Below are 23,194 nucleotides of genomic sequence, written 5' to 3'. Positions count from 1 at the left end.
GAATCATAATACTTATGGTTATGCATTTTTCTGGTAAAAGGTAAAGTTTGCGGTAACACAGGCACTTCTTTCGAATGCGATTCGAATGAGCAATATAACATCAAGGTCATAGGCATATTATAGAAAGGGGCCTACTATATAATGGTAAAAAGAAGCAGGATTGTGGCGTTTTTCCTCATTGCTATTGTGATTTTTTCAGCAATGGGCACAACATCCAAGGGTATTCTCGATAATATTAAATTGGGACTAGACCTTCAAGGTGGTTTTGAAGTACTTTATGAAGTAAAAACACTTGATGGCGGGGAAGTTACGGAGTCTATATTGACAAGTACACAAGGTGCGCTTGAAAGACGTATCAACGTACTTGGGGTTAGTGAGCCGAATATTCAAATTGAAGGCAAGGATCGCATCCGCGTTCAATTAGCTGGTGTAACGGATCAAAATAACGCCCGTAAAATTTTATCGACTCAAGCTAAACTATCATTCCGTGATTTCAACGATAAGGAAATGATGACAGGTGCCGACTTAAAAGAAGGCGGTGCTAAACAAACGTTCCAAGATAATAAACCAGTTGTCGAAATTACGTTAAAAGATTCCAACAAATTTAAAGAAATTACACAAAAGATTTCACAAATGGAACCAGGAACAAATGTCTTAGCGATTTGGCTAGACTTTGAAGAAGGCAAAGATTCATTTGCGAAAATAGAATCACAAGATAATATGATTTCTGCACCACAAGTAAGTGAAGTATTTAATACGAATACAGTATACATAACAGGTCAATTTACAGTAGAAGAAGCAAAGGAATTAGCGAATTTATTAAATGCAGGTGCTCTTCCTGTTGATTTAAAAGAAGTATACTCAACGTCTGTAGGCGCACAGTTTGGGGAAGAAGCGCTTAACAAAACTATTTACGCTGGTATTATCGGGATTGCGTTGATTTTCTTATTCATGCTATTCTACTATCGCTTCCCAGGCTTTATCGCAATTGTGACATTATCGATCTATATCTACTTAACACTGCTTGTGTTTGATTGGATGAACGCGGTCTTAACGCTTCCGGGAATTGCAGCATTGGTGCTCGGAGTTGGGATGGCTGTAGATGCGAATATTATTAGCTACGAGCGAATTAAAGATGAATTAAAACTAGGTCGTTCCGTGAAAGCAGCCGTTGCAGAAGGGAATAAAAACTCTTTGGCAACGATTTTGGATGCCAACTTAACAACATTGCTTGCAGCAGCTGTTTTGTTCCTTATTGGGCAAAGTTCAGTTAAAGGGTTTGCTACAACGTTAATTATTTCGATTCTAATGAGTTTCATCACTGCTGTTTACGGTACACGTCTTTTCTTAGGCTTATGGGTAAAAAGCGGCATCTTTGATAAGCATCCGGGCTGGTTTGGGGTCAGAAAGAAAAACATTCATCAGTTATCGGAAAAACTTGATTTAGTTGATCTGCGTACACCTTTTGATCGTATTGACTTTGTCAAACCTCGAAAAGTGTTTTACGGCATTTCTACAGCAGTCACAATTATCGGGATTATTTTCTTGTTTGTGTTCAATTTAAATCTTGGTATTGATTTTACAAGTGGAACACGTATTGAAATTGGTGCTGAAAAGCCGTTAACGGCAGAACAAATTAAAACAGAAATGAGTAAGCTGGACATTGAAGTGAAGGATATTAATTTTGCCGGTACGAATCAAGAAATTGGTGTCGTTCGTGTAATCGGTGTTCTAGATAAAGAGGAAATTGCTGAACTAAAAGATCATTTCAGTAAAGACTTTGGTGTGGAGCCAAATGTTAGTACCGTTTCACCAACAGTTGGTAAAGAATTAGCGAAAAATGCGCTAATTGCTGTGGCCATTGCCTCACTTGGAATCATTTTATATGTTGCTGTACGATTTGAGTGGAGAATGGGAGTACCAGCTGTTGTGGCTTTAATACATGACGCCTTTTTCATCATTACGATTTTCAGTGTTCTGCGATTAGAAGTAGATATTACGTTTATTGCCGCGATTTTAACAATTATCGGGTATTCGATTAATGATACAATTGTTACCTTTGACCGAATTCGTGAAAACTTGCGTAAGAAGAAGAAAATTAAAACAGTGGAAGAACTTGAGGAAATCGCGAATATTAGTATTCGTCAAACCTTAACAAGATCGATTAACACGGTATTAACGGTTCTTGTAACGATTATCGCTTTAATGATTTTTGGTAGCGAATCAATTCGCAACTTCTCGATTGCCTTATTCATTGGTATGATTTGTGGCGTGTACTCTTCTCTATGCATTGCTTCTCAATTCTGGTTAGATTTGAAAGCGAAGGAATTAAAGCAAAAAGGTACATTGAAAACAGAAAAAGTGAAAAGAGAAAGCTTAGAAGGACAAGTATAAGCTTTTGAATGGAGAGACTGGCAATATGTCAGTCTCTTTTTTTATGGAATTGGCAGATAAGAGGCGTTCTTTTTGAGTGTGAAATTAAAATTGAAACTGCTCCTCTCTTTTTTGTATAATGAATAGATTGAGGGGTGAATTCATGTTAAAGCCAAAAACGCGGTGGAATGTACAAGCCGCTGATTCAAATAAAATTACTGCACTAGTGGAACAGCTTCATATTACACCTCTAGTAGCAACGCTATTAGTTAATCGAGGCTTAGATGATGTCGAAGCTGCTCGATCTTTTTTATATGTAAAAAAACAAACGTTTCATGACCCATTTCTATTAAAAGATATGGATAAAACTGTTCATCGTATACAAGAGGCGATTCACCGTGGCGAGAAAATTCGCATATTCGGCGATTATGATGCGGATGGTGTCACATCGACAACGGTGATGATGACAACGCTAAAAAGACTAGGCGCTCACGTAGATTTCTATATTCCTAATCGTTTTACAGAAGGATATGGGCCGAATGAGATGGCTTTTCGTCTTGCTGCTAGTGAAAGCGTTCAGCTATTAATTACCGTTGATACAGGAATTGCTGCCGTAGCAGAAGCAGCACTTGCCCGTGAGCTTGGGATGGATTATATTGTGACAGATCATCATGAACCAGGACCAGAGCTTCCAGAAGCATTCGCTATCATTCATCCAAAGTTAGAAGATAGCAGCTATCCGTTCAAAGAATTAGCTGGAGTTGGGGTAGCATTCAAGCTTGCACATGCCCTGCTTGGAGAACTGCCGGAAGACTTACTAGAAATTGCTGCGATTGGAACGATTGCAGATTTAGTACCGTTGATTGGGGAAAATCGCTTGATTGCTGCAAAAGGGATTGAAAAGATGCGCCAAACGAGAAGACCAGGTCTCGTTTCTTTAATGAAAGTAGCGAACATTGAGCAAAGTTCGTTAACGGAAGAGTCGATTGGTTTTTCTTTGGCGCCGCGTTTAAATGCAGCCGGACGTTTAGGTCCTGCAGATCCTGCTGTTGATTTATTAATGGCAGAAGATTTGTTAGAGGCAGCTGAGCTTTCAGAAGAAATTAATGAGCTCAATAAAGAACGTCAAGCAATTGTAGCAGAAGCAGTAGAGGAAGCGATTCGTGAAGTAGAAGAACATTATCCACTTGCTAATAATCAGGTTCTGATTGTTGGGAAAGAGGGATGGAATTCAGGTATTGTAGGAATTGTCGCTTCAAAGCTTGTTGAGCGTTATTATCGACCGACAATCGTTCTAAGTTATGATCGAGAAAAAGGTTTAGCAAAAGGATCAGCACGCAGTATTGCTGGATTTGATTTATTTCGGAATTTATCTACTTGTCGCGAATTATTACCTCATTTCGGAGGTCATCCAATGGCAGCCGGAATGACGTTACAAATTGATGATGTGCCCGAATTGCGTATGCGTTTAAATCAATTGGCGGCTGAACAATTAACAGCGGAAGATTTTATTCCTGTAGTGAGCTTAGATGGAGCCGTACATATTGAAGAGGCTTCCATTCAAACAATTGAGGAAATGAGCTTATTAGCTCCATTTGGTGTCAGCAATCCTAAACCGAAAGTTTTACTTGATTCTGTTCAGCTTGCAGGCATTCGAAAAATCGGTGCCAATCAAAATCATTTAAAGTTCCAGTTTGCAGAGGAAGATAAGCAGCTTGATGGGGTGGGATTTGGCTTAGGACATTATGCTGATCATATTGCTCCGCATGCCAAAGTGTCCGTTATTGGAGAACTTTCTATTAATGAATGGAATAATATGAAAAAGCCGCAAATTTTTGTGAAAGATGTCGCTGTTGATCATTGGCAGCTATTTGATTATCGTGGTAAAGGGCAAGTGGAAAAGTGGTTAACGGAGATTTTGCCAACGAAGCGAAAAATCATTGTTTTTTCGGCAGAGACGATGAAACAGTATCCGTTTTTGCAAGATTATCCAGATGTGATGTTGATTCAAACGGAGCAGGATGTAGAGAGGATAGAAGGAATTAATAGCTATTTAGTATTGATGGACCTGCCAATGTCTCGCGAGATTTTACAGAAAATCATTCGTAATCAACAACCAGAGCGGATTTATGTTCACTTTTTTCATCAACAAGATCATTTCTTAAGTACGATGCCAACTCGGGACCATTTTAAATGGTTTTATGCATTTTTAGCGAAAAAAGGGCCGCTCGATTTAGGAAGATATGGAGATGACCTTGCGGCATACCGTGGTTGGTCTCGAAATACAATTGATTTTATTTCTAAGGTGTTTTTTGAATTAGATTTTGTTACAATAGATAATGGATTAATTATGCTTAAAACCAATGCGAAAAAACGCGAACTAACTGATTCAATATCGTATCAACGAAAGAAAGAGCAATTTGAGCTTGAAAAAGAGCTTGTTTATTCTTCCTATCAGCAATTATTCGATTGGTTCAATCAAGAATTAATTCAAGAGGTAATAGACCTTGAGGAGGAAACAAAGCAATGGATTTAAAGCAATTTGTAACAATTGTGCCAGATTGGCCGAAAAAAGGAATTATTTTTAAAGATATCACGACGTTAATGGATAATGGTCAAGCCTATAAATATGCAACAGATCAGATTGTAGAATATGCACGTGATAAAAAGATTGATTTAGTCGTTGGACCGGAAGCACGTGGCTTCATTATTGGCTGCCCAGTTGCTTATGCATTAGAGGTTGGCTTTGCACCGGTACGTAAAGAAGGGAAGCTTCCACGAGAAACTGTGAAAGTCGAGTATGGATTAGAGTATGGGAAAGATGTACTAACGATTCATAAAGATGCGATTAAGCCGGGACAGCGTGTGTTAATTACCGATGACTTGCTGGCAACAGGAGGCACAATCGAAGCAACAATTAAACTTGTGGAAGAATTAGGCGGAGTAGTTGCAGGGATTGCCTTTTTAATTGAGTTAAGCGATTTAGATGGTAGAGATAAACTAAACGGCTACGATGTCTTAACATTAATGACATATTAATAATGAAGAAAGAGCATTCTTGAAATAGAATGCTCTTTTTTACAAGGCTGCTTAATAAAAAATGGCCAGTTATTAAGAAAATACAAGGAATTCTCTTTACATCCTCCCTTTTTTTTTCGATAATAGTAACAATAATGTTTTTTTTCTGCAAAAATTGTCGTGTTTTGAATAAAGTCTAATAGATATGATTAATTATACTCAATCCGGTGTATTAGTATAAATAGAGACAGTAAGATACCGGTGGCAGTTAAAGTGGGGTTAAGGTGATTTCATGGCTAATGATCAAATATTGACTGCCGAGCAGGTTGTCGAAATAGCGAGCCGGTATCTTCAGCCCGAAGAAGCTGAATTTGTTTATAAAGCATACAAATATGCTGAGCATGCTCATCGTGAGCAATATCGTAAATCGGGTGAGCCTTATATTATTCATCCGATTCAAGTAGCTGGAATTCTAGCCGATCTTGAAATGGATCCAGCGACGATTGCAGCGGGATTTTTGCACGATGTTGTGGAAGATACCGAGGTGACGCTGAAGGACCTTGAGGAACATTTCAGTGCTGAAGTTGCGATGCTCGTTGATGGTGTAACAAAACTCGGAAAAATTAAATATAAATCTCAGCAAGAACAACAAGCAGAAAACCATCGCAAAATGTTTGTTGCTATGGCTCAAGATATTCGTGTTATTTTAATTAAGCTTGCGGATCGCTTGCATAATATGCGGACATTGAAGCACTTGCCGCAAGAAAAACAGCGTAGAATTTCGAATGAAACCTTAGAAATTTTTGCTCCGCTTGCTCATCGACTTGGAATTAGTACGATTAGATGGGAGCTTGAGGACACAGCGCTTCGCTACTTAAATCCACAGCAATATTATCGAATTGTTAATTTAATGAAGCGAAAGCGTGCTGAGCGTGAGCAGTATCTTCAAGAGGTTATTAATGAAGTTCGGGATAATGTTGGTGCTGTGAACATTAAGGCAGATATTTCAGGAAGGCCAAAACATATTTATAGTATTTATCGTAAAATGGTGATGCAAAATAAGCAATTTAGTGAAATTTATGATTTGTTGGCAGTTCGTGTTGTTGTCAACAGCATTAAAGATTGCTATGCCGTACTTGGGATTATTCATACATGTTGGAAACCAATGCCGGGGCGCTTCAAAGATTATATCGCTATGCCGAAGCCAAATATGTATCAATCTTTGCATACGACGGTGATTGGACCAAAAGGTGATCCGCTAGAAGTCCAAATTCGGACGAGTGATATGCATCGAATTGCTGAATTTGGTGTTGCAGCTCACTGGGCGTATAAAGAAGGAAAAGATGCAAGCGATCAGCCATCACTTGAGGATAAGCTTACATGGTTCCGTGAAATTCTTGAATTTCAAGATGATGCTACAAATGCTGAGGAATTTATGGAATCGCTGAAAATTGACTTATTTTCGGACATGGTGTTCGTTTTTACTCCAAAGGGTGACGTAATTGAACTGCCGGCTGGTTCGAATCCAATTGACTTTGCTTACCGAATTCACTCGGAGATTGGTAACAAAACAATCGGTGCAAAAGTAAATGGGAAAATGGTTCCGCTAGACTATAAATTAAAAACGGGCGATATTATTGAAATTTTAACATCTAAGCATTCGTATGGCCCAAGTCAAGACTGGTTAAAACTAACGCAAACTTCACAAGCGAAGAATAAAATTCGAGCCTTTTTCAAAAAGCAACGCCGCGAGGAAAATATCGAAAAAGGAAAAGAGCTTGTTGAAAAAGAGATTAAGGCGATGGAATTTGATACAAAAGAAATTCTTACGCAGGATAATTTAAAGAGAGTAGCTGAGAAGTTTAATATTATTAATGTAGATGATCTGTTTGCTGCTGTCGGCTATAATGGTATAACCGCTCTACAAGTAGCTAATCGCTTAACGGAAAAATTACGCAAACAAAAGGAACGTGAACAAGAACCGGATATTAAAAATGCGGTTTCTGAATTAAAATCGTTCCCAATGAGTAAAAAGCGTGAATCGGGTGTACGTGTACCAGGAATTGATAATTTATTAATTCGTGTTTCTCGTTGTTGTAACCCGGTGCCGGGTGATGAAATTGTTGGTTATATTACAAAAGGGCGCGGTGTTTCAGTTCATCGAAAAGACTGTACAAACCTAGATGTAAGCGAAGATGAAAATCGCCTTATTCCGGTTGAATGGGAAAGTATTGCGAATGATCGAAAAGAATATACAGTGGAAATTGAAATTAGCGGTTATGATCGTCGCGGCTTGTTGAATGAAGTATTACAAGCGGTAAATGAAACGAAAACAAATATTTCGGCTGTTTCAGGAAAATCAGATCGTAATAAAGTAGCGACGATTCATATGTCCATTTATATTTTTAATCTGGCTCACTTACAGAAAGTCGTCGAACGGATTAAGCAAATTCCAGATGTCTATTCTGTAAGAAGGATGATGAATTAAGGAGTTTTATTCATGCGTGTAGTATTGCAACGATCAAAGGCGGCTAAAGTAGTAGTAGCTGGAGAAACAATTGGTGAAATTGAAAGCGGTCTTGTTTTGCTAGTGGGTGTCACTCATGGTGATACAGCAGAAGACGCTGCTTATTTAGCTGAAAAAATTGTGAATTTACGAATTTTTGAAGATGAGAATGGAAAAATGAATCACTCGGTTCTTGATGTTGGTGGCTCTATTCTTTCTGTCTCTCAATTTACGCTATATGGTGATTGTCGCAAAGGTCGTCGTCCAAACTTTATGGATGCAGCACGTCCGGAAGAGGCCGAGGTGTTGTATGAACGATTTAATGAGGAAATTCGTAAGCGAGGCGTCCGTACCGAAACCGGGCAATTCGGTGCAATGATGGATGTTCAGCTTACAAATGATGGGCCTGTCACCCTAATATTAGAAAGTAAGTAACAAAAAAATCCCTATCAGGGATTTTTTTGTTGTTTAATAGTAGATTCATTATATCTAGTAACATAGCCTTATTTGAAATATCGAGCAAGTCCGTTGTAGATTGCCGATGTGACATTTTCTTGATAGTCATTTGTTGTGACAATTAACTCATCAGCAGGGTTACTTAAATAGCCGAGTTCGACTAGTGCTGCTGCTCGTTTATTTTCCCTTAGTACGTGATAATTTCCAAGGCGATGCCCGCGGTTTTCAACTTGTAAGGCCGAGGCGAGCGAGTAACTAATGGATGAGGCTAAAGCTTGTTGATATCCATGATAATAATAGGTCGTGATTCCACTCGTTGCGAGATTTACCGTACTATCATAATGCAGGCTAATAAAAGCGTCTGCATTATGAATATGAGAGATGCTTACGCGAGAGGGAAGCGGTACATATGTATCCGTACTTCTTGTTAAGATGACATCGGCTCCAGCTGCATGCAGCTTGTCGTATAGCAACTTGGCTGTGCGACTTGTTAAATGCTTTTCAAGTGTGCCTCGCAGGCCAATCGTTCCGCCGTCACGTCCACCATGACCAGGGTCAATAATAATGACCTTATCTTTTAAATATTTTTCTACACCAGGGCGGGTAACTTGTTCGTGCTGGCCATCGATGCTTACCATCCAGCCCGCTACATAGCCTGTTTTTCCGCTCTTCCATTTTACTTTATACCAATCGTCTTCAAGACCTGTAACCGAGAAGGTATCTCCTTCTTTTGTTTGTTTAAGGATGGTTGAATTTGCAGTTGGTTTTTCTCGAATCAATGTATCATCGTACATAATGGAAATTGTGCCGTTCGTTGCTTTCTTTTTTTCGGAAGAGAGTGCTGGCTGTTCTTCTTTTTCTAAAAACCAGTTAGCTACCCACCCTTTTTTTTTCGAATTAAGCTGAATTTGTGTTAGGTATCCTTTTTCTTTTATAATAGGATAACTTTCATTTTTTTTGACTTCACCTAATATGCTGCTCGTTAGCGAGGCCTCTTTATGAACGGCTAAATTTGGTGCTAATACTTTTGCGGTTGCCCGGCTGGATGCTGCATCTTTTGTTTGAATATATTGCTTTAAAACCCAGCCTTTATAATTTTGGAAGTTAATTTGCACCCAATTGCCTTCTTCCTGATAAACAGTCACTTCGCTATTTTTCGCTAATTTGCCTAAAACTGCTCCGCTCGTAGATGGTTGTAAGCGTACATTTAATTGATCAACGTTTACTAAGCCTGTATATAGTTCTTTTGTTTTTGTTTTCGCTTCTTTTGCTTTTTCAGGTTGCTTGATGGCAGAAAGCTGAACATATTGCTTAGCTACCCAGCCTTGTACATGATCGGTTTTGATTTCGAGCCAATTCTCGTTGTCTGTTATGGTGATGTTGACAGCTGTACCGTGAGATAGTGAACCAATCGTTTGAAAGGATGTTCCAGGTCCAGTACGAATGCGAACAGAGTCTCCAATGATGGTACCTTGCTCCGTTGTCTGGTTCACTGCTTCAGTTTTTTCTACAAGCCAATTGGCAACCCAGCCTGTTTTGGCTGCTGATAATTTAATTTGAATCCAATCGTCTTCTTCTTTTATAACAACGTATTCTTCCCCTTTTGTTAATTGACTGATGACAGGAAAGCTAAGTCCTGCTCCATTGCGCACATTGACGCTGTTGGATGTTGCAGTAACTTTTTGCTGCTCGCTAAAGGCGTATGCATGTGGAAAAGCAATGAATATGATAAGTAAAGCGAGAGTAAGTATGATCCCTTTTTGTTTCAATGAGCTCAATGCCTCCTCTTAGATAAAATTTTGTTTATATGTAACATTTCAATATTTAAAAAACCCTCTAATAGGAAATACTATAACTAAATGAGGAGGGGGTTCGTTTATGAAATTTAGTGAGAAAGGGCAAACGAGTTTAACTGGTGCCAATCAATTAACAGGAGTCGACTTTCACGATTTTATTCAAAAAGAGCAAAGCACTAATTTAATTGAATTAGCGACTGAATTTGGCGTGAACGTTCGGACAATTAAAAATCTAAAAAAGCATTTACGGTAAAGCGAAATTTGTCGAGCGAGTCTTGACATTTGAAGACAACGTCCGTATGATTATAGAATATCATACATATTACTGCAACAACCAATGATGGAGAAAAGTAGTTAAGATACACATGAAAAGAGAGGAAATGCCTTAGGCTGAGAGCATTCCACATGATGCCTTAATGAAAGAACACTCTGTAGGCTTCACTCTGAACAAGCATTCTTTAGTAGGAGATGAACGTAGGCAGGCGTTAACTGCTTAAAAGAGGGAGGCACTTATTACGTGCTTCAACTAGGGTGGCACCACGGGATATTCAACTCTCGTCCCTTGTAGCGATTGAGTTACAGGGGACGAGAGTTTTTTGTATGGGCAAATAAGAATGGAGGGAACGCAATGGGTATTCAAATTCCACGAGGTACGCAGGATTTACTGCCGGGCCAAACGGAGATCTGGCAATACATTGAGAATACAGCGCGCGAGCTTTGTCGTCGCTATCAATATAAAGAAATTCGCACACCGATTTTCGAGCATACGGAACTTTTTTTACGCGGTGTAGGTGATACAACAGACATCGTGCAAAAGGAAATGTATACGTTCCAAGATCGTGGTGGAAGGGACTTAACGCTGCGTCCAGAAGGAACGGCATCTGTTGTTCGGTCGTATATTGAAAATAAAATGTTTGGTCATCCAACACAACCAGTTAAGCTTTATTATATTGGACAAATGTTTCGTTATGAGCGTCCACAAGCGGGTCGCTTCCGTCAATTTGTTCAATTCGGAATTGAAGCTTTGGGCAGCAAAGACCCAGCTATCGATGCAGAAGTGCTGGCATTAGCGATGAACCTTTATCAAGAGTTAGGGTTGAAAAAACTAAAGCTTGTCATTAATAGTTTAGGTGATAGCGAAAGTCGAATCGCTCACCGCAATGCGTTAATTAATCATTTTGAACCGCGCATTGGTGAGTTTTGCGGCGATTGTCAAAATCGCTTGCAAAAGAACCCGCTTCGCATTTTAGATTGTAAAAAAGATCATGATCATGAGTTAATGAAAACGGCTCCGTCGATTATTGATTATTTAAATGAAGAATCACGTACGTATTTTGATAAGGTGAAACAGCATTTGACAGATTTAGAGATTGAATTTGTGGAAGATCCAACGCTTGTACGTGGTTTGGATTATTATAATCACACGGCATTTGAGATTATGAGTGAAGCGGAAGGATTTGGGGCGATTACAACATTAGCTGGAGGCGGGCGTTATAACGGCCTTGCTGAAAGTTTAGGCGGTCCAGAAACACCGGGTATTGGTTTTGCTCTTAGTATTGAACGTTTAATTGCGGCTTTACAAGCAGAAAACGTTGAGCTTCCTATTGAACAAGGCATTGACTGCTATTTTGTTTCATTAGGAGATGCTGCACGTGATTATACGGTAAAGCTTGCTTACCAATTGCGCAATGCGGGCTTTACTGTTGAAAAAGATTATTTAGACCGTAAAGTAAAGGCACAATTTAAATCAGCTGACCGACTAGAAGCAAGATATGTGGCTGTACTTGGGGATGATGAGTTAGCAAATAACAAAATCAACCTTAAAAACATGGCGACAGGCGAGCAAGTTGAATTAGACTTAGCAACATTTATTGAAAAATTTAAGAAGTTACAAGCTTAAGGAGGAACTAAGATGTTTGGTAGATCATACTTCTGTGGAGAAGTTTTAGAAACAGCAATTGGTGAAAAAGTAACATTAAAAGGATGGGCTCAAAAGCGACGTGATTTAGGTGGATTAATTTTTATTGATCTGCGTGACCGTACAGGCGTTGTTCAAATTGTGTTCAACCCAGATGTATCAGCGGAAAGCTTAGCGATTGCTGAGAAAGTTCGTAACGAATACGTTCTTGATGTGCAAGGAACGGTTGTAAAACGTGATGAAACAACGGTGAATCCAAATATTGCAACAGGTACAATTGAAGTACAAGTTGAAAATATTACGATTATTAACGAAGCGAAAACTCCTCCATTTGCTATCGATGGAAATACGGATGTATCTGAAGATGTTCGTTTGAAATATCGTTATTTAGATTTACGTCGTCCAGCGATGTTTGAAACATTAAACATGCGCCATAAAGCGACAAAAGCAATCCGCAACTATTTAGATAGCGAAGGATTCCTAGACATTGAAACACCAATTTTAACAAAAAGTACACCAGAAGGAGCACGTGATTATTTAGTACCGAGCCGTGTTCATGAAGGGGAATTCTATGCCCTGCCGCAATCACCGCAATTATTTAAACAATTATTGATGGTATCTGGATTTGAACGTTACTATCAAGTAGCTCGTTGTTTCCGTGATGAAGATTTACGAGCTGACAGACAACCTGAATTCACACAAATCGATATTGAGACAAGCTTCATGAGCCAAGAAGATATTATGTCTATGACAGAAAACATGATGGCTAAAGTGATGAAAGAAGTAAAAGGCTTAGATGTGACACTTCCATTCCCTCGTATCACATATGATGATGCGATGAATCGTTATGGTTCAGATAAACCGGATACTCGCTTCGGCATGGAACTTATTGATATTGCTGAAGTGGCGAAACAAAGCAGCTTAAAAGTATTTACAGGTGCTCTTGAAAAAGGCGGCCAAGTAAAAGCAATCGTAGTCAAAGGCGGAGCTGCGGACTACTCTCGTAAAGAAATGGATGCTTACGCAGAATTTGCAGCAATTTACGGTGCAAAAGGTCTTGCTTGGTTAAAAGTTGAAGAGGACGGTTTAAAAGGACCAATCGCGAAATTCTTCGGTGAACTTGAAGAAGCGTTAATCCAAACTGTGAAAGCTGAAGTTGGCGATATTATCATGTTCTGTGCCGATAAGAAAAGCATTGTAGCGGACACACTTGGGGCTCTTCGTGTGAAGCTTGCGAAAGAACGCGGCTTAATTGATGAATCTGCATTCAACTTCCTTTGGGTGACAGATTGGCCGCTTCTTGAGTACAATGAAGATGAAAAACGTTACACAGCAGCACATCATCCATTCACAATGCCATTCCGTGAGGACTTAGATAAATTAGAAAGTCAGCCACAAGAAGTACGCGCTCAAGCGTATGACATTGTCTTGAATGGTTATGAACTTGGCGGTGGATCTCTGCGTATTTTTGAACGCGATGTTCAAGAGCGTATGTTCACAGCACTTGGTTTCTCTGAAGAAGAAGCAAAAGAGCAGTTTGGTTTCTTATTGGATGCCTTCGAATACGGAACACCTCCACATGGTGGAATTGCTCTTGGTTTAGACCGTTTAGTGATGCTGCTTGCAGGTCGTACAAACTTACGTGATACAATTGCGTTCCCAAAAACAGCAAGCGCAAGCGACCTGTTAACAGCGGCACCAAGTACGGTAAGTCCAGCGCAGCTAAAAGAATTGAATTTAGCGATTACACCTTCGAAAAAATCATAACCAATATCGCTTGAAACAGACAAAAGCAATATGGTATGATATTTCCAAGTAAGAGAGAGTCCTGATGTGTACGTTTCCAAACCTATAAGTTTTGACCGAACACTTATAGTTAAGGGAGCTCCCAAGTTTCTAAGCCGCGTACATGCCTCCTTGAGAGGACTTACAATCGTTTAGAACAGAGCACCCACCTGCGGAGAGCGGGTTCAAAACAAGGGCACAAACGGCATAATTGGGACCTCTTAATCATGAATGTAAAACCCTACATACGTAGGGTTTTTTGCATTTAACGGGTAAAGTACTGCCATTGGCAGGTAAATATATCAATTTAACAGGTAAACGAGTTAATATAGTAGATAAAAGTAAATAATCATAATATAACAGCACATTCCTGGTAAACTTTCGTACATATATAATAACGATAACAAGTGAAGAGAAGAGTGGGCATCTTGAAGGATCTATTGAACGCAAAGAAACAAGAAATGCTTCATTTTTTAGAACAAATCGTAAATATAGATAGCGGTTCTCACATAAAGTCGGGGATTGATGAAATAAGCGGGTTACTAAAAGTAAAATTTGAGCGTCTTGGTTTTATCGTAGAGGTAGTAGAAGAAAAAGCGCATGGCAATCATCTAGTTATCCAACATCGTGATGCTGTACAACCTGAAATTATCATTATTGGTCATATGGATACAGTCTTTCCAGAAGGAACGGCAAAAAGACGGCCATTTACAATGAAGGACGGCTGTGCATATGGTCCGGGTGTAATTGATATGAAGGCAAGCTTAGTGGAGTTAGTCTATGCACTAACCTGCATGAAGCAGAAAGGAAAAAAGGGATACCAGAACGTTCAGATTGTTTTAAATAGTGATGAAGAGCTTGGGTCTCCAACCTCTAGGTCGCTTATTATGAATCAGGCTATCAATAAAAAATATGCTTTAATTTTAGAGGCGGCACGTCCGGATGGTTCAATTGTAACAGCGAGAAGAGGGGGAGGGCAGTTTAAAATTTTTGTAGAGGGTAAAGCAGCCCATTCCGGGATTGAGCCAGAAAAAGGTCATAGTGCCATTGAGGAACTGGCTTATAAAGTAATTAAACTTCAACAATTGACGAATCATGAAGAAGGAATTAGTGTAAACGTTGGTCTTATACAAGGTGGAACTGCTGCCAATACTATAGCAGCTGAAGCTTCTGCTCAGGTGGATGTTCGTATTTCACAAAAGAAACAAATCAATCCTTTGAAAGAACAAATTGAAAAAATTTGTGCAACAAATTATATTGCTGGGACAAAAACAAATGTAATCGGGAAAATAGAGAGAATTCCAATGGAAAAAAGCCAAAGAACAGAGGCTCTGCTATCCGTAATTAAGCAGGCGGGGCAGGAGCTTGGTTTAACGATTACAGATACGGCGACAGGTGGAAGTTCAGATGCTTGCCTTACATCTGCTATGGGGGTGGCGACGATTGATGGGCTCGGGCCAATTGGTGGTTTCTTTCATAGTGAAGAGGAGTATTTAGTCATCTCGAGTTTATTGGAACGAACGTTATTATTAGCGACTGTTATCCAAAAGCTGTCGGAATAATTTAGAGCGGGAATCATTCCGATAGGCTGGCTTTTCATTTTAACTTGTCATGTACTGTAGTTATGTTATATTCTTGACTTTATAAGTAATTTTATTGGAGTTGAGAATAATGTTGCACCAATTTTCGCGAAATGAATTAGCTTTAGGCCAGGAAGGCTTAAACTTATTAAAAAATTCAACGGTCGCTGTACTCGGTATTGGCGGAGTCGGCTCGTTTGCAGCAGAGGCCTTAGCACGTTCCGGTGTTGGACGTCTTGTTTTAGTCGATAAAGATGATGTAGATATTACAAATGTTAATCGACAAATTCATGCCCTGCTTTCAACAGTTGGACAGCAAAAGGTTGAATTGATGCGCGACCGCGTAAAAGAAATTAATCCAGACTGTGAAGTTATTGCTTTAAAAATGTTTTATACAGAAGAAACATATGAACAGTTTTTCAGCTATGGCTTAGATTATGTCATTGATGCGTCTGATACGATTATGTATAAAATACATTTGATGAAAGAATGTTTAAAGCGTAATATCAAGATGATTTCCAGCATGGGTGCTGCCAATAAAATGGATCCAACTCGTTTTCAAATTGCGGATATTTCTAAAACACATACCGATCCGCTGGCGAAAGTGATTCGTACCAAACTTCGTAAAGAAGGCATTACAAAAGGGATTCCTGTTGTCTTCTCTGATGAAAGTCCAATTGTCATTCGTGAAGATGTTCGAAAAGTGGTTGGTAACGATGAGGCAAAAATTCGTAAAGCGAAAATGCCGCCATCATCCAATGCATTTGTTCCTTCAGTGGCAGGATTAATTTCCGCAAGCTGGGTAGTTCGAGATATCGTTCGTGATATTGATATTCGCCGTGTAAGCGACGAGAAATAAATATAGTTGAACTGACTCTATAAGCAGGGTCAGTTTTTTTATTTGAAAAAGATTCGTAAATATTAGTGTTCAATAATAAAACTGGATTTGTAGATGAGCTAGAGAATAGTATTTCTAATGAAAAAGTTCATATGGAATTCCTTGTTTCCCCTATTTTGATAGAAAAAAACAATAGGGGTATAGACGTAATTAAGTTTTTAAGGTAGAATATTTTTAATATTTACTTATTTGTAAATATTTGGTTAATATGTGTTTTTTTACAAAAGATGTTGGGGGGATTTTTGCATGAAAAAGAAAAAGCTAGCGGGAATATTTATGTCCCTATCACTAGCGGCAGGGGTACTAGCTGGTTGTTCCGGCTCGGATGAAAAGGCAAGTAATTCTTCTACAGGTAAAGAAGAAACGATTAAAGTTGGAGCTAATCTTGAGCTATCCGGCGGTGTTGCTTCATATGGGCAATCGGTTTTAGAAGGGCTTGAACTGGCACTGGAGGAAATTAATAAGGAAGGCATTGATGGCAAGAAAATTGAGCTTACGACCGTTGATAATAAATCGGAAGCCGCTGAATCGACAAGCGCAGCATTAAAGCTTACCTCACAAGATAAGGTAGCGGTCATTATTGGAGCGGCGACAAGCGGGAATACGATTGCACAGGTGCAAATTGCACAAGATAGTCAAACACCGGTTATCTCACCAAGCGGGACAAGCCCAGATATTACATTTAAAGATGGAAAATTAAATGATTTCATTTTTAGAACAAGCTTTATTGATCCGTTCCAAGGAACAGTAGCCGCAAACTTTGCAACGAAAGAAGTAAAGGCGAAGAGTGCAGCAGTTTATATTGATAGTGCAAGCGATTACTCCAAAGGCTTAGCAAAAGCGTTTATTGAGCAATTTAAAGCAAACGGTGGCAAAATTGTAGCTGAAGAAGCGTATGTTGCAAAAGATACAGATTTCCGTGCAACACTAACGCGAATTAAATCAGCGAAACCAGACTTTGTTTTCCTTCCTGGTTATTACGAAGAGGCTGGCCTAATTGTAAAACAAGCTCGTGAAGCCGGATTAGACGTACCGTTTATGGGTGGAGACGGCTGGGATTCTCCTAAGCTTGTTGAAATTGCCGGTGCAGACGCTTTAAATAACACCTTTATTACAAATCATTATTCCTCAGGTGATCCCGATGAGAAAATTCAGAATTTTGTAAAAGCGTTTAAAGCAAAGTATAAAGATAAATCACCGGATGCGTTCAACGCTCTAGGCTATGACACGGGTTATTTCTTAGCGGATGCGATTAAGCGCGCTGGCTCAGCGGATTCTGTAAAAATTAAAGAAGCACTTGAAGCGACAAAAGATCTTGAACTAGTATCAGGTACATTTACATTAGACGATAAACATAATCCAATTAAATCCGCTTCTATTCTTGAATTTGTAAACGGAGAACAACAATTCAAGACAAAAATCGATCCTGAATAAGAGATTGACGGAGTAGGGGGGGCGAAATGGCCTCCTATTTCGGGTTTGAAAAAACCATCATCATAATAAAGGAGGTTCAAAATCATGGAACTGATTCAACAGCTTGTGAACGGACTTTCACTAGGCAGCATATACGCCCTCATTGCCCTCGGCTATACGATGGTATATGGGATTGTTAAGTTGATTAACTTTGCCCATGGGGATGTATTTATGGTTGGGGCATTTGTCGGTTTTTATTCTATTACTATTTTAGAGTTACCTTTTTTACCAGCTTTATTGATCTCTATGATTGTCTGTGCCATCTTTGGAGTACTCATCGAGAGAATTGCGTATAAACCTTTGCGAAATGCGACGAGAATTGCTGCATTGATTACAGCAATTGGTGTGTCCTTGCTTATCGAATATGGGATGATTTATATTCGCGGTGCGCAACCGGAAGCCTATCCAAAAGATGTTATGCCAACGAGCAAGATTGATATTTTAGGCGTTTCAATTAGTAGCCAGTCCCTATTAATTTTCTTTGTTGCGATTGTATTAATGATTATTTTGCAATTTGTTGTACATAAAACAAAAATCGGAAAAGCGATGCGTGCTGTCTCTTTTGATGCCGATGCGGCAAGATTAATGGGCATTAATGTAAATAACACGATTTCGGCGACATTTGCGATTGGCTCTGCCTTAGCGGGTGCAGCCGGTGTTATCTTTGGTATTTATTATATTAAAATCGAGCCTTTAATGGGAATCATTCCTGGACTAAAAGCGTTTGTTGCGGCTGTCCTTGGTGGGATTGGGATTATACCTGGCGCCATGGTCGGGGATTACTTTTAGGGGTGATTGAAGCGTTAGTAAGCGCAGCTGGATTTTCCTTATGGCGTGATGGTGTAGCATTTGTTGTCCTTATCTTAATCCTCATCTTTAGACCACAAGGCTTATTCGGAAAAAATAAAAAAGAAAAAGTATAGGAGGGACAAGGCGATGACGATTTTGAAGCGAGCAAAAGGCTTTTGGCTCTCTATTTTGCTATCATGTATCTTCTTTACCATTATTCAAACGATGATTAGCGGTGGACTATTAAATCCCTTTTATCAAAATACAATCATGTTAATTGGTATTAATATTATCTTAGCGGCAAGTCTTCATTTAATTATTGGGATTACAGGTCAATTTTCAATTGGTCATGCTGGATTTTTGGCGGTAGGTGCTTATGCATCCGCTATTATGACTATGAAGCTTGAAATGCCGTTTTTTGTATCCTTACTAGTTGGAGGGCTAATGGCCGCTCTTGCGGGATTAATTATCGGAATCCCAAGTTTACGCCTAAAAGGAGATTATTTAGCGATTGCAACACTTGGATTCGGAGAGATTGTTCGAATTGTTCTGCTGAATATTGATTATGTTGGTGGAGCGAGCGGCATGCAAGTTTCCCATTTGACGACGTGGCCATGGGTATTTGCCTCCGTTCTTTTGACCATTTTAATTATTCGTAACTTTACGAGCTCTACGCATGGCCGCGCCTGTATTTCGATTCGTGAAGATGAAACAGCAGCGGATTCTATGGGGATTAATACAACGTACTATAAAGTAGTTGCTTTTGCGATTGGTGCTTTTTTAGCCGGGGTTGCTGGAGGCTTGTATGCACATAATTTTTATATTATTTTGCCTTCGAACTTTGGTTTCTTGAAATCGTTTGATATTTTAATTTTTGTTGTACTAGGAGGTCTAGGCAGCTTATCTGGTGCTGTATTAGCGGCTATTTTGTTAACGGTTGTGACGACTTTCCTACAAGATTACCCGGAAACACGAATGATTATTTATAGTCTTGTCTTAATTATTATGATGATTTATCGTCCGCAGGGATTATTAGGTACGAAAGAGTTTACAAGCTTCTTTAAGCGTAAAGGAGGCCACAAGCATGACAATGAACAAACCATTGCTTAAAGTTGATGCTGTCGGGATTCAGTTTGGCGGGTTAAAGGCTGTGTCCAACGTGAATGTTGAACTCTACCCAGGCGAATTAATTGGATTAATTGGACCAAATGGAGCGGGAAAAACGACGTTCTTCAACTTATTGACAGGAGTGTATGTACCAACAGAAGGAAGTATTTCATTAGAGGGACAGAACTTAAGAAAACTGCCGCCATATAAAATTAACCAAAAAGGAATCAGTCGTACGTTCCAAAATATTCGTTTATTCGGCGACTTGTCTGTTATTGATAATGTAAAAGTAGCCTATCATTCGCTAGCGAAACACAGTATGATAAGCTCTATTTTACGCCTCCCAGCTCATTTTAAAGGTGAGCAAGAAATGGATGAAAGAGCGCTTGAATTTTTAAAAATCTTTAATTTAGATCATTATCAACATGAATTAGCCAAAAACTTGCCTTATGGTCAACAACGGCGCTTAGAGATTGCCCGTGCGTTAGCAGCTAATCCTAAATTGCTTCTTCTTGATGAACCGGCAGCTGGAATGAACCCGCAGGAAACACATGAATTGATGAACTTAATTGCCTTTATCCGCGAAAAATTTAATTTGACCGTCCTTTTAATCGAACATGATATGTCACTTGTAATGGGGGTATGTGAACGAATTTATGTATTGGATCACGGCCAGCTCATTGCTGAAGGAAAGCCCGGAGAGATTCGTAACAACCCAAAAGTGATTGAAGCGTATTTGGGTGAGGAGGTTGTGTCATAATGTTGAAAATTGAAGATATCAATGTGTATTATGGGAACATTCAAGCACTACGCGGAGTTTCAATGGACATTAACAAAGGAGAAATTGTTACCTTAATTGGTGCTAATGGAGCAGGGAAAAGTACGTTATTAAAGACGATTTCGGGCTTACTGAAGCCGAAACAAGGGAAGATTTTATTTGAGGGAGAATCGATTGGTGGAAAAGCGGCGCAATCAATTGTGAAATTAGGCATCTCGCATGTTCCGGAAGGTCGAAGAGTATTTGCGAATATGACTGTAGAAGAAAATCTGGAATTAGGTGCTTTTTTACGAAAAGATAAAGCGGGGATTAAGCAAGATTTAGAGAAAGTGTATACGCTTTTTCCAAGATTGTTAGAGCGAGTTAAACAGCAGTCGGGAACATTATCGGGCGGCGAACAGCAAATGCTTGCGATGGGGCGGGCATTAATGGCTAGGCCCAGACTATTACTTCTTGATGAGCCTTCGATGGGGTTAGCTCCCCTATTAGTAAAACAAATTTTTAATATTGTAGAAGAAATTAATAAAGGAGGAACAACGATTTTACTCGTTGAACAAAATGCTAATCTAGCTTTATCGATTGCGGACCGAGCATACGTTGTAGAAACAGGAAGCATTGTGTTATCGGGAGAAGCGGAAGAGTTAACAGCTAGTGAGGAAATTAAAAAAGCTTATCTCGGTGGGCACTAATGAGAAACCGCTATTGCGGTTTTTTTTTGTTGAATGTGAAAGAATAGGTTGTTTCGTCCTTTTTAACTAAAGCCAAGGTGAGGAAATAGAGCGTATAATAGATTCATATATTTCTAGGAGTGAGCATAATGTACAAATTTGTGAATCGTCTATTATTCTTCATCTTAGTTGTAAGTTTTCTATCCATTCTTCAGAGTGGGTCCGAGGTGTATGCAGAAGAAACGGACATTGGCCAAGTGATTGTAAAATATAAACCCGACGAAGAAATGGTCACGTTAGATGTTCCAGCTAAAAAGTCAACCGCGAACTTTATAGCTGAATTAGAAGAACAGCCGAATGTGGAGGCAGTAGAACCGAACTATGTAATCACCCGTTCTGCTACGGCTAGTGATCCGTATTATACAAGGCAGTGGTATCATCAAGTAGTTGGAATAGAAGATGCTTGGGACGTTACGACAGGATCTAGTGAGGTTGTCGTTGCTATTCTTGATGATGGTCTCGATATCAATCATCAAGAATTTAAGAATCGAATTATCGCTCCTTATGACGTTGTATTAGATAGCAAATTAGAAATTACAGCAGGGGAGCACGGCACTCATATTGCAGGAATTATTGCGGGTTCTATAAACAATGACTATGGTGGGGCAGGGATTGCGCCTAATGTCAAAATTATGCCGATTAATGTTTTTGATGGAGAAAATGCGAGGCATTCCGATGTAATAACAGCGATTGATTACGCAATTAAGCAAGGAGCAGATATTATTAATTTAAGCTTGGGCGGGACAGATCCTTCTGCTTTATTTAATGAGGCTATTCAAAGGGCTCATAAGGCGGGTTTACTTATTATTGCTGCATCAGGAAATGATGGAAAAAACATATATGATTATCCAGCTTCTTATGACCATGTGATTGGGGTAAGTGCAACAGATAGGAGCGATAAAATTGCACGTTATTCCAATTATGGGTCTACGATTGATCTTGCTGCTCCAGGTACTAGTATTTATTCCACGTTACCTTATAATACATATGGTTATATGACAGGTACTTCTATGGCAACACCTATCGTTGCAGGTGTTGCAGCTCTTGTCTGGTCGATTAATCCGAGCTTAACGAATGAACAAATTGAACAACAATTATATAGAACGTCTTTCGATTTAGGGGTGGAAGGAAAAGATCGATATTACGGATATGGGCGCATTGATGCGAAGAAAGCGGTAGCAGTTATTCCGGCTGTAGAGCAGAAACAAGTGATTTTAACGATCGATGAAATTGTCGATTCCGCTACCATTGTAAAAGGAAGAGTATCGACGAGTATTGTAGATGGAAGGGTGACGATTTATACGGATCAAGAGATTCTAGCGACTGCTAATCTAGTTAATCAGAATACTTTTGCTGTTAAGATTCCGAAGCAACGAGCTGGCACCGTTCTCCATATTGAAATAGATCAACCGAATGTAGAACCGGTTACTTTGACGGTCATTGATCAAACATCGCCGGCTCGTCCTGCAGTAAAGGGTGTAGGGGACGATACAACCAAGGTCATAGGTACAGCAGAAGCAGGCTCGACCGTTCGTGTTAAATCTGGTATAAAACAACTCGGTGCAGCAAAGGCGAATAGTGCGGGGAAGTTTACGATCACTATGAAGACAAAACAAAAAGTAGGAACGTTACTCAAAATAACAGCTACAGATAAAGCGGGAAATGTGAGCGTTGCTAAAACAATCAAAGTGATCGACCAAACACCGCCAGTTAAGCCAACGGTCTTGATTAAAGCAACAAGCAAAACAATAACGGTAACCGGAAAATCTGAAGCGTATTCAACGGTCTACTTTCGAGGAAAGGGAAAAATAATCGGTACGCAACAAACCAATGCTAAAGGCAGCTACATGATCAAAATCAGCAGACAAAAAATTGCTAAAATCTTACGTATTTATGCTCAGGATCGAGCTAACAACCAAAGTGAACGTGTCACAGTGACTTTTTAAATTGTGGATAATCTGTGGGTAAATTCCTGTGATTTCCAAATAA

General features: G+C 39.4%; 16 protein-coding genes, 1 other RNA gene, 1 pseudogene and 1 other annotated feature. Of the genes and pseudogenes, 17 read left to right on the top strand and 1 reads right to left on the bottom strand.

The features are described from left to right. The first annotated feature begins 141 nt into the window (after positions 1-141). From secDF to dtd, 5 genes are all read left to right on the top strand, one after another. A complete protein-coding gene (secDF, locus tag BAOM_RS18155) occupies positions 142-2,394 on the top strand; it encodes a protein translocase subunit SecDF (protein ID WP_127761489.1) in 2,253 nt (750 codons plus the stop codon). 142 nt (positions 2,395-2,536) lie between these two features. Next, positions 2,537-4,909 carry a single-stranded-DNA-specific exonuclease RecJ gene (gene recJ / locus BAOM_RS18150; protein WP_127761488.1) on the top strand — a complete coding sequence of 791 codons (2,373 nt, stop codon included), beginning with the start codon at positions 2,537-2,539 and terminating at the stop codon, positions 4,907-4,909. Beyond that, positions 4,900-5,412, top strand: coding sequence for an adenine phosphoribosyltransferase (locus tag BAOM_RS18145; RefSeq protein ID WP_119117469.1), 513 nt, complete (start codon positions 4,900-4,902; stop codon positions 5,410-5,412). Before recJ ends, BAOM_RS18145 begins: the two co-directional genes overlap by 10 nt. Before the next feature lie 271 nt (positions 5,413-5,683). Further along, on the top strand, positions 5,684-7,879 hold the full coding sequence (locus BAOM_RS18140; RefSeq protein ID WP_127761487.1) for a RelA/SpoT family protein: 2,196 nt from the start codon (positions 5,684-5,686) through the stop codon (positions 7,877-7,879). A gap of 12 nt (positions 7,880-7,891) precedes the next feature. Further along, positions 7,892-8,332 carry a D-aminoacyl-tRNA deacylase gene (dtd, locus tag BAOM_RS18135; protein ID WP_127761486.1) on the top strand — a complete coding sequence of 147 codons (441 nt, stop codon included), beginning with the start codon at positions 7,892-7,894 and terminating at the stop codon, positions 8,330-8,332. 68 nt (positions 8,333-8,400) lie between these two features. Here the strand turns inward: dtd and BAOM_RS18130 are convergent, their stop codons facing one another. Next, positions 8,401-10,122 (bottom strand): N-acetylmuramoyl-L-alanine amidase family protein, encoded by a 1,722-nt coding sequence (locus BAOM_RS18130; RefSeq protein ID WP_164853282.1) that lies wholly within the window; start codon positions 10,120-10,122, stop codon positions 8,401-8,403. 109 nt (positions 10,123-10,231) lie between these two features. Here BAOM_RS18130 and BAOM_RS24630 point away from each other — a divergent pair, with 109 nt between their 5' ends. From BAOM_RS24630 to BAOM_RS18075, 12 genes and pseudogenes are all read left to right on the top strand, one after another. Then, positions 10,232-10,402: a hypothetical protein gene (locus BAOM_RS24630; protein ID WP_164853281.1), complete on the top strand. Its 171-nt coding sequence runs from the start codon at positions 10,232-10,234 to the stop codon at positions 10,400-10,402. 75 nt (positions 10,403-10,477) lie between these two features. Then, positions 10,478-10,715 (top strand) — a binding site (T-box leader). 62 nt (positions 10,716-10,777) lie between these two features. Further along, positions 10,778-12,049 (top strand): histidine--tRNA ligase, encoded by a 1,272-nt coding sequence (hisS, locus tag BAOM_RS18125; RefSeq protein WP_127761484.1) that lies wholly within the window; start codon positions 10,778-10,780, stop codon positions 12,047-12,049. Positions 12,050-12,061: 12 nt separating this feature from the next. Next, positions 12,062-13,834 (top strand): aspartate--tRNA ligase, encoded by a 1,773-nt coding sequence (aspS, locus tag BAOM_RS18120; RefSeq protein WP_127761483.1) that lies wholly within the window; start codon positions 12,062-12,064, stop codon positions 13,832-13,834. 55 nt (positions 13,835-13,889) lie between these two features. Beyond that, positions 13,890-14,074: non-coding RNA, 6S RNA (ssrS, locus tag BAOM_RS18115), on the top strand. Between the two features lie 197 nt (positions 14,075-14,271). Beyond that, entirely contained in the window at positions 14,272-15,414 is a 1,143-nt protein-coding gene (locus BAOM_RS18110; protein WP_306821273.1) for a M20 family metallopeptidase, read from the top strand. A 109-nt stretch (positions 15,415-15,523) separates the two neighbouring features. Continuing rightward, complete coding sequence (locus tag BAOM_RS18105; protein ID WP_127761481.1) at positions 15,524-16,291, top strand: tRNA threonylcarbamoyladenosine dehydratase; 768 nt, start codon at positions 15,524-15,526, stop codon at positions 16,289-16,291. Positions 16,292-16,576: 285 nt separating this feature from the next. Further along, positions 16,577-17,764, top strand: a complete 1,188-nt coding sequence (locus tag BAOM_RS18100; protein ID WP_127761480.1) for an ABC transporter substrate-binding protein — start codon at positions 16,577-16,579, stop codon at positions 17,762-17,764. Between the two features lie 84 nt (positions 17,765-17,848). Continuing rightward, positions 17,849-18,726 (top strand): annotated as a pseudogene (locus tag BAOM_RS18095) (branched-chain amino acid ABC transporter permease). A gap of 13 nt (positions 18,727-18,739) precedes the next feature. Beyond that, positions 18,740-19,702 (top strand): branched-chain amino acid ABC transporter permease, encoded by a 963-nt coding sequence (locus tag BAOM_RS18090; protein ID WP_127761479.1) that lies wholly within the window; start codon positions 18,740-18,742, stop codon positions 19,700-19,702. Continuing rightward, positions 19,677-20,459: an ABC transporter ATP-binding protein gene (locus BAOM_RS18085; protein ID WP_127761478.1), complete on the top strand. Its 783-nt coding sequence runs from the start codon at positions 19,677-19,679 to the stop codon at positions 20,457-20,459. The genes BAOM_RS18090 and BAOM_RS18085 overlap by 26 nt, the downstream gene beginning before the upstream one ends. Further along, positions 20,459-21,166, top strand: coding sequence for an ABC transporter ATP-binding protein (locus BAOM_RS18080; RefSeq protein ID WP_127761477.1), 708 nt, complete (start codon positions 20,459-20,461; stop codon positions 21,164-21,166). Before BAOM_RS18085 ends, BAOM_RS18080 begins: the two co-directional genes overlap by 1 nt. A 128-nt stretch (positions 21,167-21,294) precedes the next feature. Continuing rightward, on the top strand, positions 21,295-23,151 hold the full coding sequence (locus BAOM_RS18075) for a S8 family serine peptidase (protein ID WP_127761476.1): 1,857 nt from the start codon (positions 21,295-21,297) through the stop codon (positions 23,149-23,151). Positions 23,152-23,194: the final 43 nt, after the last annotated feature.

This window comes from Peribacillus asahii (assembly GCF_004006295.1).
In the GTDB taxonomy this organism is placed as follows: Bacteria; Bacillota; Bacilli; order Bacillales; family DSM-1321; genus Peribacillus; species Peribacillus asahii_A.
Note: the sequence above shows the minus strand (reverse complement) of the source record. Positions and strands in the feature narration are given on the sequence as shown.